The sequence below is a fragment of the Pseudomonas sp. genome (assembly GCF_033723075.1).
Classification (GTDB): Bacteria; Pseudomonadota; Gammaproteobacteria; order Pseudomonadales; family Pseudomonadaceae; genus Aquipseudomonas.
The window spans coordinates 21,978-36,232 of record NZ_JAWVXU010000031.1 but is presented as its reverse complement, the minus strand read 5'-3'; the positions used below and the strand labels follow the sequence as shown (position 1 = coordinate 36,232).

General features: G+C 59.1%; 16 protein-coding genes. 1 reads left to right on the top strand and 15 read right to left on the bottom strand.

What is annotated here, in order from left to right:
- Window positions 1-243: 243 nt before the first annotated feature.
- The 11 genes from R3355_RS22775 to R3355_RS22725 form a co-directional block, all read right to left on the bottom strand.
- Window positions 244-612 carry a hypothetical protein gene (locus tag R3355_RS22775; RefSeq protein WP_069901306.1) on the bottom strand — a complete coding sequence of 123 codons (369 nt, stop codon included), beginning with the start codon at window positions 610-612 and terminating at the stop codon, window positions 244-246.
- Between the two features lie 40 nt (window positions 613-652).
- Window positions 653-1,978 (bottom strand): STY4528 family pathogenicity island replication protein, encoded by a 1,326-nt coding sequence (locus tag R3355_RS22770; RefSeq protein WP_318963378.1) that lies wholly within the window; start codon window positions 1,976-1,978, stop codon window positions 653-655.
- Complete coding sequence (locus R3355_RS22765) at window positions 1,975-2,682, bottom strand: DUF2857 domain-containing protein (protein WP_318963377.1); 708 nt, start codon at window positions 2,680-2,682, stop codon at window positions 1,975-1,977. The genes R3355_RS22770 and R3355_RS22765 overlap by 4 nt, the downstream gene beginning before the upstream one ends.
- A gap of 28 nt (window positions 2,683-2,710) precedes the next feature.
- On the bottom strand, window positions 2,711-4,495 hold the full coding sequence (locus R3355_RS22760; protein ID WP_318963375.1) for a ParB family protein: 1,785 nt from the start codon (window positions 4,493-4,495) through the stop codon (window positions 2,711-2,713).
- Complete coding sequence (locus tag R3355_RS22755; protein WP_318963374.1) at window positions 4,492-4,734, bottom strand: Arc family DNA-binding protein; 243 nt, start codon at window positions 4,732-4,734, stop codon at window positions 4,492-4,494. Before R3355_RS22755 ends, R3355_RS22760 begins: the two co-directional genes overlap by 4 nt.
- A 68-nt stretch (window positions 4,735-4,802) precedes the next feature.
- Window positions 4,803-5,324: a hypothetical protein gene (locus R3355_RS22750; RefSeq protein ID WP_318963372.1), complete on the bottom strand. Its 522-nt coding sequence runs from the start codon at window positions 5,322-5,324 to the stop codon at window positions 4,803-4,805.
- Window positions 5,314-5,502 (bottom strand): hypothetical protein, encoded by a 189-nt coding sequence (locus tag R3355_RS22745; protein WP_318963371.1) that lies wholly within the window; start codon window positions 5,500-5,502, stop codon window positions 5,314-5,316. Before R3355_RS22745 ends, R3355_RS22750 begins: the two co-directional genes overlap by 11 nt.
- Window positions 5,499-6,848, bottom strand: a complete 1,350-nt coding sequence (gene dnaB, locus R3355_RS22740) for a replicative DNA helicase (protein WP_318963370.1) — start codon at window positions 6,846-6,848, stop codon at window positions 5,499-5,501. Before dnaB ends, R3355_RS22745 begins: the two co-directional genes overlap by 4 nt.
- Entirely contained in the window at window positions 6,845-7,543 is a 699-nt protein-coding gene (locus R3355_RS22735; protein ID WP_025167032.1) for a DUF2786 domain-containing protein, read from the bottom strand. Before R3355_RS22735 ends, dnaB begins: the two co-directional genes overlap by 4 nt.
- Window positions 7,543-8,286: a hypothetical protein gene (locus R3355_RS22730; protein ID WP_318963368.1), complete on the bottom strand. Its 744-nt coding sequence runs from the start codon at window positions 8,284-8,286 to the stop codon at window positions 7,543-7,545. The genes R3355_RS22735 and R3355_RS22730 overlap by 1 nt, the downstream gene beginning before the upstream one ends.
- 1 nt (window position 8,287) lies before the next feature.
- Window positions 8,288-9,148: a ParA family protein gene (locus R3355_RS22725; RefSeq protein ID WP_318963367.1), complete on the bottom strand. Its 861-nt coding sequence runs from the start codon at window positions 9,146-9,148 to the stop codon at window positions 8,288-8,290.
- A gap of 959 nt (window positions 9,149-10,107) precedes the next feature.
- Here R3355_RS22725 and R3355_RS22720 point away from each other — a divergent pair.
- Window positions 10,108-11,277 (top strand): glycerate kinase, encoded by a 1,170-nt coding sequence (locus R3355_RS22720; RefSeq protein WP_318963365.1) that lies wholly within the window; start codon window positions 10,108-10,110, stop codon window positions 11,275-11,277.
- A 252-nt stretch (window positions 11,278-11,529) separates the two neighbouring features.
- Here R3355_RS22720 and R3355_RS22715 read toward each other — a convergent pair whose 3' ends face one another.
- From R3355_RS22715 to R3355_RS22700, 4 genes are read right to left on the bottom strand one after another with little or no spacing between them, the layout of a single operon-like run.
- A complete protein-coding gene (locus R3355_RS22715) occupies window positions 11,530-12,108 on the bottom strand; it encodes a TerD family protein (protein ID WP_318947400.1) in 579 nt (192 codons plus the stop codon).
- Window positions 12,109-12,136: 28 nt separating this feature from the next.
- The gene (locus tag R3355_RS22710) at window positions 12,137-12,712 is read right to left on the bottom strand and encodes a TerD family protein (protein ID WP_318963363.1); all 576 of its coding nucleotides are present in this window, start codon (window positions 12,710-12,712) and stop codon (window positions 12,137-12,139) included.
- 28 nt (window positions 12,713-12,740) lie between these two features.
- Window positions 12,741-13,778 (bottom strand): TerC/Alx family metal homeostasis membrane protein, encoded by a 1,038-nt coding sequence (locus R3355_RS22705; RefSeq protein ID WP_318963362.1) that lies wholly within the window; start codon window positions 13,776-13,778, stop codon window positions 12,741-12,743.
- Window positions 13,779-13,792: 14 nt separating this feature from the next.
- The gene (locus R3355_RS22700) at window positions 13,793-14,242 is read right to left on the bottom strand and encodes a tellurite resistance TerB family protein (protein WP_318947403.1); all 450 of its coding nucleotides are present in this window, start codon (window positions 14,240-14,242) and stop codon (window positions 13,793-13,795) included.
- Between the last annotated feature and the right edge of the window lie 13 nt (window positions 14,243-14,255).

Below are 14,255 nucleotides of genomic sequence, written 5' to 3'. Positions count from 1 at the left end.
TGGCTGGAGCTATTCGGGCCGAATAACTCAGTTGCCTGTCGGCACCGCTGCCTGGTCCTGGCTGGAGCTATTCGGGCCGAATAACTCAGTTGCCTGTCGGCACCGCTGCCTGGTCCTGGCTGGAGCTATTCGGGCCGAATAGCTCAGTTGCCTGTCAGCACCGCTGCCTAGTCATGGTCGGAGTGTCGCGGGCCGCAACACCTGGCTGCCCGTCGGCACCGATGCCCGGATCACTGAACTGGGTCAGATATTGCGACGCGGATCGGTATAGGCATCACGAGACGCCAAACGCTTCCGTGCCAATGCCACGTTCTTCGCCCGCTCGTATGCTTTGCCTCGTTTCATCAGCACATCCGGGAGTGAGCGGTGAAGTTGGATGGTGGCGGCATACAGCATCGCTGTCACAACCACAGCCACAACTGTTTTTGCCCAGAAGATTCGCAAGGGGAGGAATTCCGCGATCCCAGCAAAGCTTGCCACCACCACATAGACGCATATCAGGATCACTACCAAGGCGAGGATCATCAGTGGTGCCCCCAGCAGCAATCCCAGCAGATCCACCGCCATGCCCTTCAAGCCGGATCTGATCAGCTTGGCCCTATCGTTTTCCATTCTGTTGCTCCTCTTCGATTGCATGATTGACTCTGGTTGTTCACGTCTGGTTTGTGCTGACCAGCCGCGGCTTCAGCAGGTGCTGCATCGCATTGAGCTGCTCCCTGGCCGTTCGTACCGTGTCAGGTGTTCTGACCGCAGCCGCAACCGCAGCAGTTGCCGCACCGCTCCGAGTTGGGGGATGTACTGGGGAACCAGCAGCAGCTACTGCGCCTGGTGTCGGGCCCGCTGGAGGTAGGGAGGTCTCGGGTCGCCAGTCAATGTTGAACTCACCACGAATCGCCCGCTGAACGCAGCTGAGCAAGTAGCCCAAAGGGTTGCGAACCCCACCGGCGTCGCAGCGATGCAGCCATTGCTCGATGACAGCGGGCCGTAACTCGGTAGGCACTCGCTGCATGGCACTCACTGCCTTCAACTTCTGCTCCGATGGCAAGCGTTCCAGGCCGATCAGCCACCGAGCCATGGCGTCTGGCTCTGCGCGCGGTACAGAGCTTTTACATACATCATGGTGTGTATTTGTATACGTACTATATGAGTTCGGATTCCGAACTAAGGCCGACCTCTGTGATTTCTGGCTGATTTCGGATTCCGAACTGAGGGCCAGAGTGCCTTGATTCGCTGAGTTGTCGCTGAGTTCGGAATCCGAAATCAGTGCAGACGGGGTGATGTCTGGCTTAGTTCGGAATCCGAAATCAGGTGCTGGCAGCGCTGCCAGGTTGCTTTCGATTGCCCACTGCTGGCTGTTCAAACGGTCCTCAACCGTTTCCATGCGGGAGGGTAGGCGCCGGCCAACATCGTGGTCGCTGGCGAATTCACGCCAGGTGATCTCGGCCACTTCGCGGATCGCACGATTGGGGTGTTCCATGGATTGGCCGAGCAACTGCATGTAGTCCCTGTCGAACTCCAGCGCCTCGGCCGGGCTGACGGGCTCATCGTGAAGCAAGTAAACATTACCCTGGACCTGTCCGCTGAGGTCGTTGCGTACTCGACGGCCCAAACTGAGCCAGCGGGTCAGGCGGAGGACCGTCAGCGCCTTGGCGATGGTTTCCCGCGAGGCGAGTTTGCCCGGGTGCATGCCCAGGTAGGGGCGAAGCTGGTCGTAGGTCGGGAAGGCTGTGATGCCATCCTCATTGACCAGAAGACGGAATACCTGCCAGGCATTGCGCTCCAGAGGCGTCAGCCGGTCATCCAGCAGCAAACGACGGGGCACCGTCTCGTGAGGGTTCCCGCTGAAGATGATGCCGGAGTAAGAAGAGGGGGAGGTGGCCCCGGCTGCTGCCTTCTCCTTCTTTTGAAGCAAATGGGCCTCGAGGTGTCCCGTGGCCGAGTCCAGGAGCGTAGAAATAGGAAACCGCGAAAGCTTCATAGGTCGGGGTCACCTTCCACCGAGGCCAATGCAAGCTGCTGTTGCCGTTGCGCCTGGGAAGCGACCAGGTGAAGTTTTCTGGGCTTCCAGGAGTTCTCCCGGGATGGAGGGTAAAAACCTTCGCTGATCCAGGTCTGGATACGGTTCCAGATGATGGCCAGGCTGAGGCTTTCGGTGCTGTCTTCGGCCTCCGGCTCCTGGGGGGTGTTCAGCTCCTCGGCCACCATCATGGCGATGTCGAGCATGGCCAGGCTGTCCTTGATCTCGACCTGGTGCTCTTTCATCAGGTGGGTCCAGCGGTACCAGAGCAGGGCGTCCTGGTCTTCACTGAATTCCCGCCAGCGACCGCGGCGAACGCGGACACCCATCATGAGGCGCTGCAGCGCTACATCCTGTGGAGATAGGCCGAAGAACTGTTGCAGCATGGTGGTCGTCGCGCCCAGACGGAGCGCGCGCTCAATCATGCGCAACTCTTCGTCCGAGCGTTCGGCGCTGGTGAGCAGCTTCTTCACCATCTCAGTGTCGATGGTGACGTGGCACCAAGACACAGGGGTGTTGAGGAGAAGGCTCAGCACTGCGGGTTGCTGGAGCTGGGCCAGAATCTCTGGCTCCAATCCCATCTCTATGCACCGCCTGAGCTGACCATTGCGCATGTGATTGAGCACCTGCGACAGGATGGCCTCGTTGATCGGTGATTTGGACATTGCGACTCCCTCCTGCGATTGTCCGTACTCAGCTGTCGGTCGGTGGTGTTGTGCCGTTGAAGGCCTGGATTTCCAGGTCGATCAGGCGACGCGCGAGGCGGACGATGCGAAAGAGCTTCACCAGTGCGCCGTCGCTCAGTCGACCGGAGTCGTCAGGGTTCTGGTCCTTGGCAAGGGGCTGGCCCAGCAGGATCTGACCGAGGCCTGCTGCGAATTCGAACTCGCCTAGCGCGTCCTTCTGTTCGGGGTGCTCCTCGAGCATCTTCAGGGCGATGCTCATCGAGCCACTGAGGGACTGAAGCAGCGTCAGGGTGTGTTGGGCTGTAGCAGTGACTTCGACATCTTCCGCCGGATGGCGATAGCGGAAGCCGATCCCACCCGCTACGTCGACGAACTCGCCCGGGGCGTCCGCCGAACTGGCGATCTCACGGGCCAGCTCGGCAATGTGCTGACGCAGGACGTCTGGCGTGTCGATGTCGCGCTCGATGTACCAGAGGTCTGAAATGGGGTGCAGACCTCCTGCCTGCACAGGGATGGACACCAGGGCGTTCGCATTGAAGTCGGGCAGAACCTCGCCATCCAAGGCGGCCAGCTTTTGCTTCATCTGCTGGACGCGAGGCGAGGTCGTAACCGGGCTGGCCACATGACCGTCGACCCGTGCTTGACGCTCATCCTGGGTCATCTGCTCTACAGGTGGCGGCGCAACTTTCCGCTGTTGGCGAGCAGGGGCCTCGTTGGTCGGTGGAGGTGTAGCGCTCCCATCCTGGCTGTGGGTGCCGGGTAACTCGGGCTCCAGGCCATTGCCTTGGGCGTTCTGCGGCAGCTCTGTTGTGCTCGGCGCCGGTGGCGCGAGCGGTTGCTGGATATCTGCTTCCGGCTGTGGGGAAGGGGGTAGCGTCTGAGGCAGACTCACCACCGGGGTAGAGCGTCGAAGCTGATCCTGGTTCTGGGTAATATCCAGGAGAATGGCCTCATAGCCCATGCCCAGCGGTGTCTTCAGCTGGGCGATCAGCTCGTCCTGGAAACGCTGGGACAGGAATTCCTCGGCGTCACCCTCGAACTGGGCCAGGACATCCTGGAACAGCATCTCGAACTCGATGCTTTCATCTTTGTTGTGGCGCTCCCAGCACTGCAGTGCAGTCTTGCGTAGCGATAGCAGCTTGCTGATTCGGTCAACTCCTAGCCCCGAGTAAAGTACCCCTGGGATAGCCGGGAGTAAGTGCCGGATGGTGTCCTGCATCTTGCTGATGTGGGGCTGGGAGACCGGATAGCCATCAGCGCTTAGACGGCGGGCTAATTCACTTTGGGAAATGGGTTTGCCTGCCTCTTCCTCATAGAGGGCTTTAGCTTTGTCGATCCCAACAGCCCGCTCGATGAACATGAGCTGGCCCTGCAGATCGTTTTCCGCCAGGTGACCGGTCAGTGCGATGATTTCGCCGCGGGCCTGATCCCAGGGGCGGAACAGGCAGTTGAAGCGGAAGTACTTCTCGTCGCCGGTCTCGCGGTAGAGCTCATTAAGGATGGCCAGTCGCGTGTTGCCACCGTTGCGAATGCGGTACTTATCTTCCCCGGGGCGCCGGGTGACTGGGGGCGAGGCGTCCAGCCCGCGTTGCCGGATCGACTCCTTGATTTCCGCATACTTCGGATTGCGGGTGGTCCTGGGGTTCGAGTCGTAGGGAAGGATATCGTCCAGGGTCAGCACCATCGGGGTGTCGGCGATCGGATCGCTGAAACGCTGGGCTGCGGGAGACAGCGGCTGAAAGCCGGGCTGCAGTAGTTTGTCCTTCAGGGAGGCTACGGTGGGCTTTGTCATGTTCTGGACTCCAGAGCTTCAGCAGTTGTTGCCTTCGAGCCGGACAGCAGCCTGTCGATGATCTGGTGCGCGCGCTCCAGCTCGACCTCGAGGTCGGTAGCCCGCTCGAGGCGATGAACGATCTCGGCGTTCATCGAGCGTGAGTTGACGCGGGCTTTGATGGCTATCCGGTCGCGCATGCCGGCGGGCAGGCGGACGACGAACTTCTCTTCTTCTTTGCGTTGCGGCTTGTTGGCCATGGCAATCTCCAAATTCGGTCGGGTTCGATTCAATGGAGCGTCAACTGGTCGCGAAGCTGGGTCGGTACTCATACCGTCCGCTCCTTGTCATCCAGGCCGTTTCCGACCTGGATGGCGATGATCTCGGGTTCATGGCCAGGGAACTTCGTGCCCAAGTCCGTCAGGAACTCGCGGGTTGCCTCGCGGGGGCCAGGAATGCGGAACACTACGGTGCAGTGCTGCACCTCTGACTGGGCGTCAAGGTAGGGCAGAACAGACACCTTCAAGGCGCGATCCAGCAGGTGACGTGGCACCCAGACCGACCAGAAGTAACTCGACAGGAGAGCACCAGGGCAAAGCAGATTGACCGACACCGTTCCGCTGGTGGTTGGAGACAGCTCGACGTAGCCGAGCTCCTGCAGTTCGGTCAGGTCGGCTTGCATGCTCGCCGGCACTACCGTGTTGTCGTCGCGGGTCAGCCGGTTGATCACCTGTGCAATTGCATCGAGCTCGAAGGCATTCACGCCGACGCGGTGGGCATGGGCAACCGCCGAAGCGTCGAAAGGGACGCTGGCTGGGATTGACGGGAAGTGGGCTGCGCTACTGTGCACGATCGACCTCCTGCAGCTGCTCGAGGTCGTAGCTACCGCAAATCGGGCAGACCAGCACCTCGACCTCACCTTCAGGCGTGTTCTCGGCAGGAATGCACTGGCGAACCTGATGGCGCGGATGGTGGGCATCGCAATTGCGGCAATGGTGCGTCAGCGGTGTTAGGGCGGTGGTGGTCATGCATGGACTCCTTGCCAATCGCTGTTGGCACTGAGATTTGCGAAGCGGGTCTGGTGAGGAATGAAGGCGGTGCGCACCGTCCCAGTGGGGCCGTTGCGGTGCTTACCGATGATGATTTCGGCGATGCCCTTGAACTCGGTCTCTGGGTGGTAGACCTCGTCGCGGTAGACGAACATGATCACGTCGGCGTCCTGTTCGATGGCGCCGCTGTCACGGAGATCCGCGTTGATGGGGCGCTTGTTCGGGCGGCGCTCCAGGTCCCGGTTCAACTGGGAGAGGGCGACGACGGGGCAGTTCATCTCCTTGGCCAAGGCCTTCAGGGCACGCGAGATCTCGCTGATCTCGTTGGCCCGGTTCTCCTGCCCGGGGCAGCGCATCAACTGCAGGTAGTCGACCAGGATCAGAGCGGGCTTGCCGAACCGGCGCGCAGCGCGGCGAGCCTTGGCCCGTATGGCTGTTGGCGTCAGGCCGGAGGAGTCGTCGATGACTAGGCGATCGCCGTAGCCGTGCATCCGTGCGACAGCCGCAGTCAACCGCGGCCAGTCGTCATCATCCAGACGGCCTTTCAGCAGCTTGCCGAGATCGAGGTGACCCAGAATGGCCATCAAGCGGTAGATCAGCGCTTCAGCCGGCATTTCCAGGCTGTAAACCTGAACGGTTTCCTGGGGCTTGTTCTGCAGGGCTGTATCCACGAAGTTAAGGGCCAAGGACGTTTTACCCATCGACGGTCGAGCACCTAGGATGATCAGGTCGGCAGGTTGGAAGCCTGCGGTCAGCTCATCCAGGTCGCCCAGGCCGGATGCCACACCTGTCACCGTCACATTGCCGTTGAAGTGCTCATCGATCTTCTCGATGACATTCGTGATGCATTGGGTGAGGTTGATGAACTCGGAAGCGCTGCGGTCTTGGCCAAGGGCGAACAGCTTTTGCTCGACGGACTCCTGGACTTCGAACGCGTCCGCCTGCTGATCGGATGCTTCTCTGGAGCAGAGGTAGCCCAGAGACATCAAGCGACGTAGATGCGAACGATTGCGCACGATGTTGGCGTAATGCTCGATGTTGGCCACCGAGGGGGTGTTCTTGGCCAGTTCGACGAGGTAGGGCAGGCCCCCGACCTCTGCCGGCTCAGCCAGCGCCTCGCCTAACGTGACTATGTCGAATGGGTGGCCTTTCGTCGCGAGGCGGGCAACAGCCTGGAAGATCATCTTGTGCTCGTGGCGGAAGAAGTCCTCGGCAAGCAGTTGGTCCCCTATGAGATCCCAGGTGTTGTTATCCAGCATCAGGCCGCCCAGGACACCTTGTTCAGCCTCCACCGAATGAGGAGGGGAGAGGTCGAGATGCATCATTGGCCACCTCCATAGGCCAGGGACGCTTGGCGTTCTTGTGCGACACCGCGATGCAGGTTCGCTTTTTTGCCCTGGTCCCAGCCGGCACGAAGCGATCCGCTGTCGTGACCTTTGGCCTTCAGCGGTTCGATGGTGATTTCCTTCAACTGGGGGTGATGGATCTCCAGATAGGCCTTGATCTCCTCCCGGGTCGTTTCGTCCATGCCGTCGGCGAACTGGGCAACCTTGGAGGAAATGGCCCTTAGCCAACCTTCAGCGAACAACTGGCCCCGCCGACGCTTGGTCTTCAGCTGGCAGCGCTTCTGTTGGGCAACATGATCACGGCGAGCGGCGACCAGCTGGTGGTGAAGGGTGGAGTAGGCGTAAGCCGCCAGTTCTGGGGAAATGCCCTTGCCGAGAAACTTGAACGACCAGCCCCACAGGGGGTTGAAATAGGCAAGGTGGCTGCAGTCGAAGGCGGTCGCGCAGATTGATGCCAGTGTGTGCAGCCAGTCTTGGGGGGCGCGGCGGGTGTTGGTGACCACACTCGCCTCATCGACAGCGTGAGCTGCAACCTCGATGATCTCCAGGTTGTACTGCTTCATCAGGCTGCGCGCTTGGCGGAGCGCGGTTTCCACCTCGTTGGGGGCTGCTCCCTTTGAGTTGGCCAGCGCCATGAGCTTGGCCACTTTGTTGAGGACCTTCTGCTTGTCCATTACTCGCCCTCCCTCTTTTCCAGGGAGGCGAGGGCCGCGACCCATACGCCAAGAGTTTCGGTCTCCTGCTCGAGGACACGTGTACGGATTTCCGCGATCTTTGCTTGCAGGACAGCGTGCTTGTCCTTGACGCTCATGTTGTCGATGTTATGTGCGGGGAGATCAGTAAGCTCCCTGCGGATGTCGTCCCGCAGGTAAGAGGCCTGATGCTTGAGTTCTTTCTCCAAGCCCCAGTCATTTCGGAATGGCTTGGTTTGAGGTGGGAGAGTCGCGGATTGCCGAAGCTTCTGAGAAAACTCCCAGGGGCTGTAGAAGCTCTGGAAAGCCCGGGCATGGTTGAGAGTCAGGCCTAGGCGGATTACTTCGAGCATCTGCTCCGGAGTGTCGCAAGGCAGGGGAAACGATTCACTCACGAGTTGCTTCGCTTGCAACTCACGCTCTTTCAGCCTTACTGCAGCTGCTTTTTCGTCGCGAAGGCGCTTCTCCTTGGCGTGTTCCAGGTTGGCATTTACCGACTCGACCAAGCTCGCGGCATCGCGAAGCAACTGCCGCTGCTCGTGAGTCAGCAACTCGCCAATTCGTGAGATCAGGCCTTTGTTACCGGTCAGCGCCCGGACTTCCCGAGCTGCTCCGGTCAGTTTCGACTGCATGCCCCGCAGTTCCTGTGCGCTGTAGAACTGACCAAGCTTGAGAATCGCCTCGGCAGTGATGCTCTTGGCTTCGGTGATGGAGGACTTCGCCATATCAGCGCCCCCCTTTAACCAGCGCGGCCATCGTCTCCTCGGTGACGGACTCAAAGCGGTCGTGCCACTCGGGGAAGACTTCGATCGCCAGCCTGCGGATGATGCTGAGCGCGGACGGAGATTGGCGGTTGGATGGCTGGCGGTATTCAAGCCGGTGCGCCGGGATTCCACGGGAGGCGGCGTTGCGGAACACAACAGCGGCAGGAATGGTGCAGTCCAGGACGCTGATCTCGAGGTTGTCCTGGAATATCTCGCGAACCGACTGGTAGATCATCTGGGCGTCGGCGGTCAGGTCCAGGCAATTGACCACGATGCGGACCGGTGGGATGTTCAAGCCCAGACGTCCATAGGCGCGTAGCCCATCCAGCATCTGCATCGTGCCGCGGCTGAATTCGCGGGCGGTGAGCATGTTAGGTTGGAGAGGGGAGATAGCCAGGTCGGAAGCTAGGACAACCATCTCCAGCATGGCCGAGCGGGCGCCTTGGGTGTCGATCAGGACCAGGTCGAAATGGTCTTCGAACGCCGGCATCAGGTTGGCCAGGCGAAGCCGGCCGTCGGGAGCTTGCAGGATAAGGTTGATCAGATGGTTGTTGATGTCGTTGGAGATCACCAGCGACAGATTCGGGATGGTGGTGCTGGAAACGATCCGGGTACAGTCCGTCACGTTGAAGGCGAGCAGGTCGTAGATTCCGCCCTGCGCTTCTTCAAGTAATGGGTAATACGAGGAAAGTGAGGGCTGGACGGGGTCCAGGTCTATCAGGAGTGTTCTTAGGCCGGCATCAGCGCAAAAAGCGCCGAGGCTGGCCGCTGTTGTGGTTTTCCCAGGGCCACCTTTGGTCGATACGATCGATGCGGTTTTCATGGTAGAGCGCCTCTAATGTGAATTCATTAGAGGCTGCAACAGCTAGCTGGCCGGGCTTCTGCGGGTTCTTAGAGACCCTTCCTAGACGCTCCCGGGCCAATTGTCTTTTAACCAATTGGTCGTAGGTTCGAATCCCACACGACCCACCATTTTCAGCATGGTGGCATGTAGTTCCAGGAAGGCTATTGCTGTACCGCCTTGCCAGTCTTGCAGCCGTCTGGGGCGAACATTAGTTTCGCTCCTACGTGATGTCTACATGGAATAGCCCGCCTTTTTAGGCGGGCTATTCTGTTTCTGGTGCTTTATTCCTTTCTGTAAGCGTGCGGAATCGACCCCAATGTGACCGTTCACAGGAGTTGTGGCCCGTTGCCTCTTCTTTGAAACGCGCTCTACTTGTGCGCCGATGCCTTTTCAGGCGGCGCCTGGCACTATCCGCTGCATCTGATACGAGATCTCGCCATTTTCCTCAAATGGCGAAGCGTCATTTGTCGATAGCGGTGCCAGAGAGCAGCCCAGGGAGATGCTCTGGCATTGGCTGTCTGTTCGGCTCCATGGACGCTGGCCTCTGCAGATGCGCTATTAGCGTGAGCAGCATGGTGGGCTCGAACAGTCCCCCGGTGGTAAGGGCGAAACCGAATCAACCGACGAGAACTCCAGCGGCATTGGGCCTCGGTCAGTCGGGGCGGTAGGCCTTTGCCATGCCTCACGCGGCTGCCGATTGGACGTAAGGTGCTCAACTCTGTTGAATGGCCTGGTTGGTTGGCTCTCTATGAGGCTTCAACTCCTCTGATGGGATGCTGAGCCTCTACCTCGGACTGATGCTCGCGCCGGCTTGAGGCTGTCTGCCGGACCGTCTGTCCAGCGCCTATCGAGCTAATCTTTGTAGCCTCTCACGCGCCCCCGGCCGTTCCAGTGCGCAAGAATGAGGTATACCGATAAACCTGATCGCCGGAGCCAGCATGAAAATCGTCATTGCCCCAGATTCGTTCAAGGAAAGCCTGTCGGCAGAGTGTGTAGCACAGGCAATTGCCGCTGGCGTGCGTGATGCCATGCCAGATGCTGAAATTCTCTGCGTGCCGATGGCTGATGGTGGTGAGGGCACGTTAGACGCCGTTCTGGCTGCCACCCACGGTGAACGCCGGTATAGCGAAGTAGAGGGGCCGCTGGGGCAACCGGTCACCGCTCAATGGGGCTGGTTGCCAGGCACGCTGACCGCGGTGATCGAGATGGCCGCTGCCAGTGGTATCCACCTGGTTGCCCCGGCCGATCGCGATGCCTGCAAGGCATCCACCTATGGCACCGGACAGCTCATTGTCGAGGCCATCGAGGCTGGTGCACAGCGGATCATCCTTGGCTTCGGCGGGAGCGCAACCAACGATGGTGGTAGTGGGATGTTGCGCGCACTGGGAGCACTGTTTCTTGATAGCTCCGGTGTAGCGATAGCCCAGGGTGGGCTTGATCTACAGCGTCTCCACTATCTGGAGCTGGGTGCGCTGGATGCACGCCTACAAGCCATTGCTTTCGAAGTGGCCTGTGACGTTGATAGCCCGCTATGCGGTCCGAAGGGGGCTTCCCATGTATTTGGCCCACAAAAGGGGGCCACACCTGAGCAGGTGCTGGCCCTAGACTCTGCCCTGGAGCACTACGCGGATATTTGCATGTCGACGTTCGGGCGGGATGAGCGTGGATTCAAGGGCGCTGGTGCCGCAGGTGGTATTGGCTACGCCGCCAAGATGTTCCTGCACGCCAGTTTCCGTCCGGGTGTAGAACTCGTCGCGGATCTGTCAAACCTGGCCGAAGCCGTTCAAGGTGCTGACCTGGTGATTACCGGGGAAGGCAGAATCGACGAACAAACGCTTTACGGTAAGACCCCGGCCGGAGTTGCAGCTGTTGCCATGGCTGCCGGCGTTCCTGTCATTGCGATCGCCGGTACGCTTGGCGCAGGTTATCAGCGCTTGCGTGGCATCGGTATCAGCGCGGCCTTTTCCATTACCTCGGGGCCGATGACGCTGGACGCCGCCTGCTCGGGCGCTGCACAGCTACTACGCGAGCGGAGTTCGGAGGTAATGCGCTTGTGGTGTCTGGGGCGGTCGGCAAACCAGCCCGTTCAGGTGGACAGCGTGCCCTGACTCCACGGAGTTACTGCTAGGGCGGCGCGGAATGATAGAGCCAGTTTTTCAGCCAACAAACTGAGTCGTTCAACACTACAGATCGTTGTTTCTTGATAGGTCGCAGTCATGACCCGCAGCAATTGCGGGCAGCCCTAGCAGGCTCATAAACAACAAAGTAACTGCGATGGTTGCTCTAATCATGTGTTTCTGCCCCATAAAAAAACTCCCCCAGTCAGACGATGGGGGAGTTTTTTGATAGCGCTGCCAAGGTTAGCCCAGGTTTACACCGTGAGCAGCAGCCATGGGGCCGAGACCGCCAGCGAAGCCTTGGCCAACAGCCTTGAACTTCCACTCTTCGCCATGACGGTACAGTTCACCGAAAATCATCGCTGTCTCTACGGCACCGTCCTCGGACAGGTCGAAGCGAGCGATTTCAGTACCGTTGGTTTTGTTCAGAACGCGGATAGCCGCGTTCGAAACCTGGCCGAAGGACTGTTTGCGATTTTCCGCATCGTGAATGGTTACGGCGAAAACCAGTTTCTTCACAGTGGCCGGCAGGGTGTTCAGTTTGACGTTCACCGACTCGTCGTCGCCGTCGCCAGCGCCCGAACGGTTGTCGCCCAGGTGTTCTACGTTGCCACAAGTCGATTTCTTGTTGTTGTAGAACACGAAGGAGCTGTCATCCAGAACCTTGCCATCTTCACCGGTGATGAAAACGGAGGCGTCCAGGTCGAACTCCGCGCCGTCGGTAGCGCGAGCATCCCACGCCAGGCCCACAACCACTTCGGTGAGGCCCGGAGCCTCTTTTGACAGGCTTACGTTACCGCCTTTGCTCAGACTTACTGCCATGTTGGAATTTCCTTTTGTTCGGGGATTGTCAAATGTTCATGCCGTACTGAGCGCACATGGCTTTCAGACCGCCTGCGTAACCTTGACCCACGGCGCGGAATTTCCACTCGCCATTGTTGCGATAGAGCTCTGCGAACACCATCGCGGTTTCAGTTGCGGCGTCTTCAGCCAGGTCGAAACGAACCAGTTCCTGGCCACCGGCCTGGTTCACGATACGAATGAACGCACCACCAACCTGACCGAAGTTCTGACGACGGCTGTCCGCGTCATGGATAGTCACGACGAAGATGATCTTGTCGACGTCAGCCGGTACTTTTGGCAGGTTCACGATCAGGCTTTCGTCGTCACCGTCACCTTCGCCAGTGCGGTTGTCACCGGCGTGGATAACCGACTTGCAGGGACTTTCTTTCTGGTTGTAGAAGATAAAGTCAGATTCACCGCGAACCTTGCCACTCGCGGTTACGAGAAATGCGCTGGCATCGAGGTCGAAGTCCTGACCATCAGTCGAGCGTGGGTCCCAGCCGAGACCCACGAGCACTTCAACAAGACCTGGTGCTACTTTATCCAGCGACAGGTTGCCGCCTTTTTGCAGGGTAAGAGCCATTTGGTTTCTCCTTGAATGGCGTGATGGGTTAAGCGTTTTCTTCGGCTTTTACTTCGTCGCCCGGGAACAGCACGCTGGCAACGATGCCGAGCGCGAGCACAACCATGACGACAGCAAGACTGGTGTTCGGGTCAATGCTATAGCCGTGGTGGAACAGGTGGTTGGTTGCGTTCAGTGCCAGTTTGCCGGCGATGAAGAACAGCAAGGCGATCACCGACTTTTCCAGGTGGACCAGGAAACGCTTCAGCGCTTCGAGCACGAAGTACATGGTCCGCAGGCCAAGGATGGCGAACATCATTGCCGAGTACACGATCAGCGGCTCTTTGCTCACTGCGATGACGGCAGGAACGGAGTCGAAGGCGAACAGGATGTCGGAGATTTCTACGACAACTACGCACAGGAACAGGGGGGTGGAGAACCACACGCCTTTCTGAGCCAGCGTCATCGATTGGTTCTCGGGCTTCTTCAGTTCTTCTTGCAGAACCGAGCGCTTCACAAAGAAATCATGACCGTGGAGCTTGGGCCAGGCCGGGAACATTTTGCTGCCGTAGCGATAGGCAATGTGCTGCGAGTAGTCGACATCCTCATCGTCATCGCCGCCAGCGCGAAGCATCATCACGGCAGTCCAGGCAACGATGGCCGCAAAGATGATTTCAACCCAGGGGCCGAACGCCAGCAGGCCGGTACCGATTGCCACGAAGATGCCGCGGAAGACGATCGCCCCGATGATGCCCCAGTACAGGACTCGGTGACGCAGGCCGTCCGGAATCTTGAACCAGGCAAAGATCGCCATGAACACGAACAGGTTGTCGACAGACAACACTTTCTCAAGCGCATAGCCCGTCACGAACAGGCTGGCTGTTTCTGGGCCATGGACCGCATACAAGTAGCCTGCAAACGCCATCGATATCATGACCCAGAAGATCGACCACATCGACGCGTTGGCCAGGGTTACCGGCTTGTCCTTGTTGTGGGTCAGGAGGTCTATTGCAAGTGCAATGATCGCCAGGCCCACGAATACAGCGATAGTTGTCGGCGGGAAGCCGATTGCTGTAGAGCTTTCCATTAAGTTAGTAGTTCCTAAAGTTCAAAGTCAGCTGGATTCAGATCCAGCTCTGTACAGATGGTGCGGCACACAGCGCGTTCGCTTTCATCGAAATCGCCGTCGGCGCTGCCAATGGCGCGGCAAACACGCACGAGCAGTCGGGCTGCGTCAGGCTTGGTGCGCAGCTTGCCAATGGCTTTCAGCGCTTCAGCCTTGCCGATCTCGGCGTCAAATTCGAATTTCTCGCAGTACGCATTGAAGGATTTGATCACGTCACGCAGATCAAAGACCTTCAGTTCGGCGGAGTTCTGGATGAACCCGGTCATGCGCTGCTTTTCTGCGCTGTCGATTTTTCCGTCGGCAGCCGAAACCAAAGCGCAACCCGCTACCAGGCCTTCCATAAACTCGCGGTTACGAAACTTGCCAACCTCGGTTGCAAGTTTTTCGCGAGTTGCTGCAACGTTCGTCTTCAACCAATCCAGCATGACAATCTCCTAA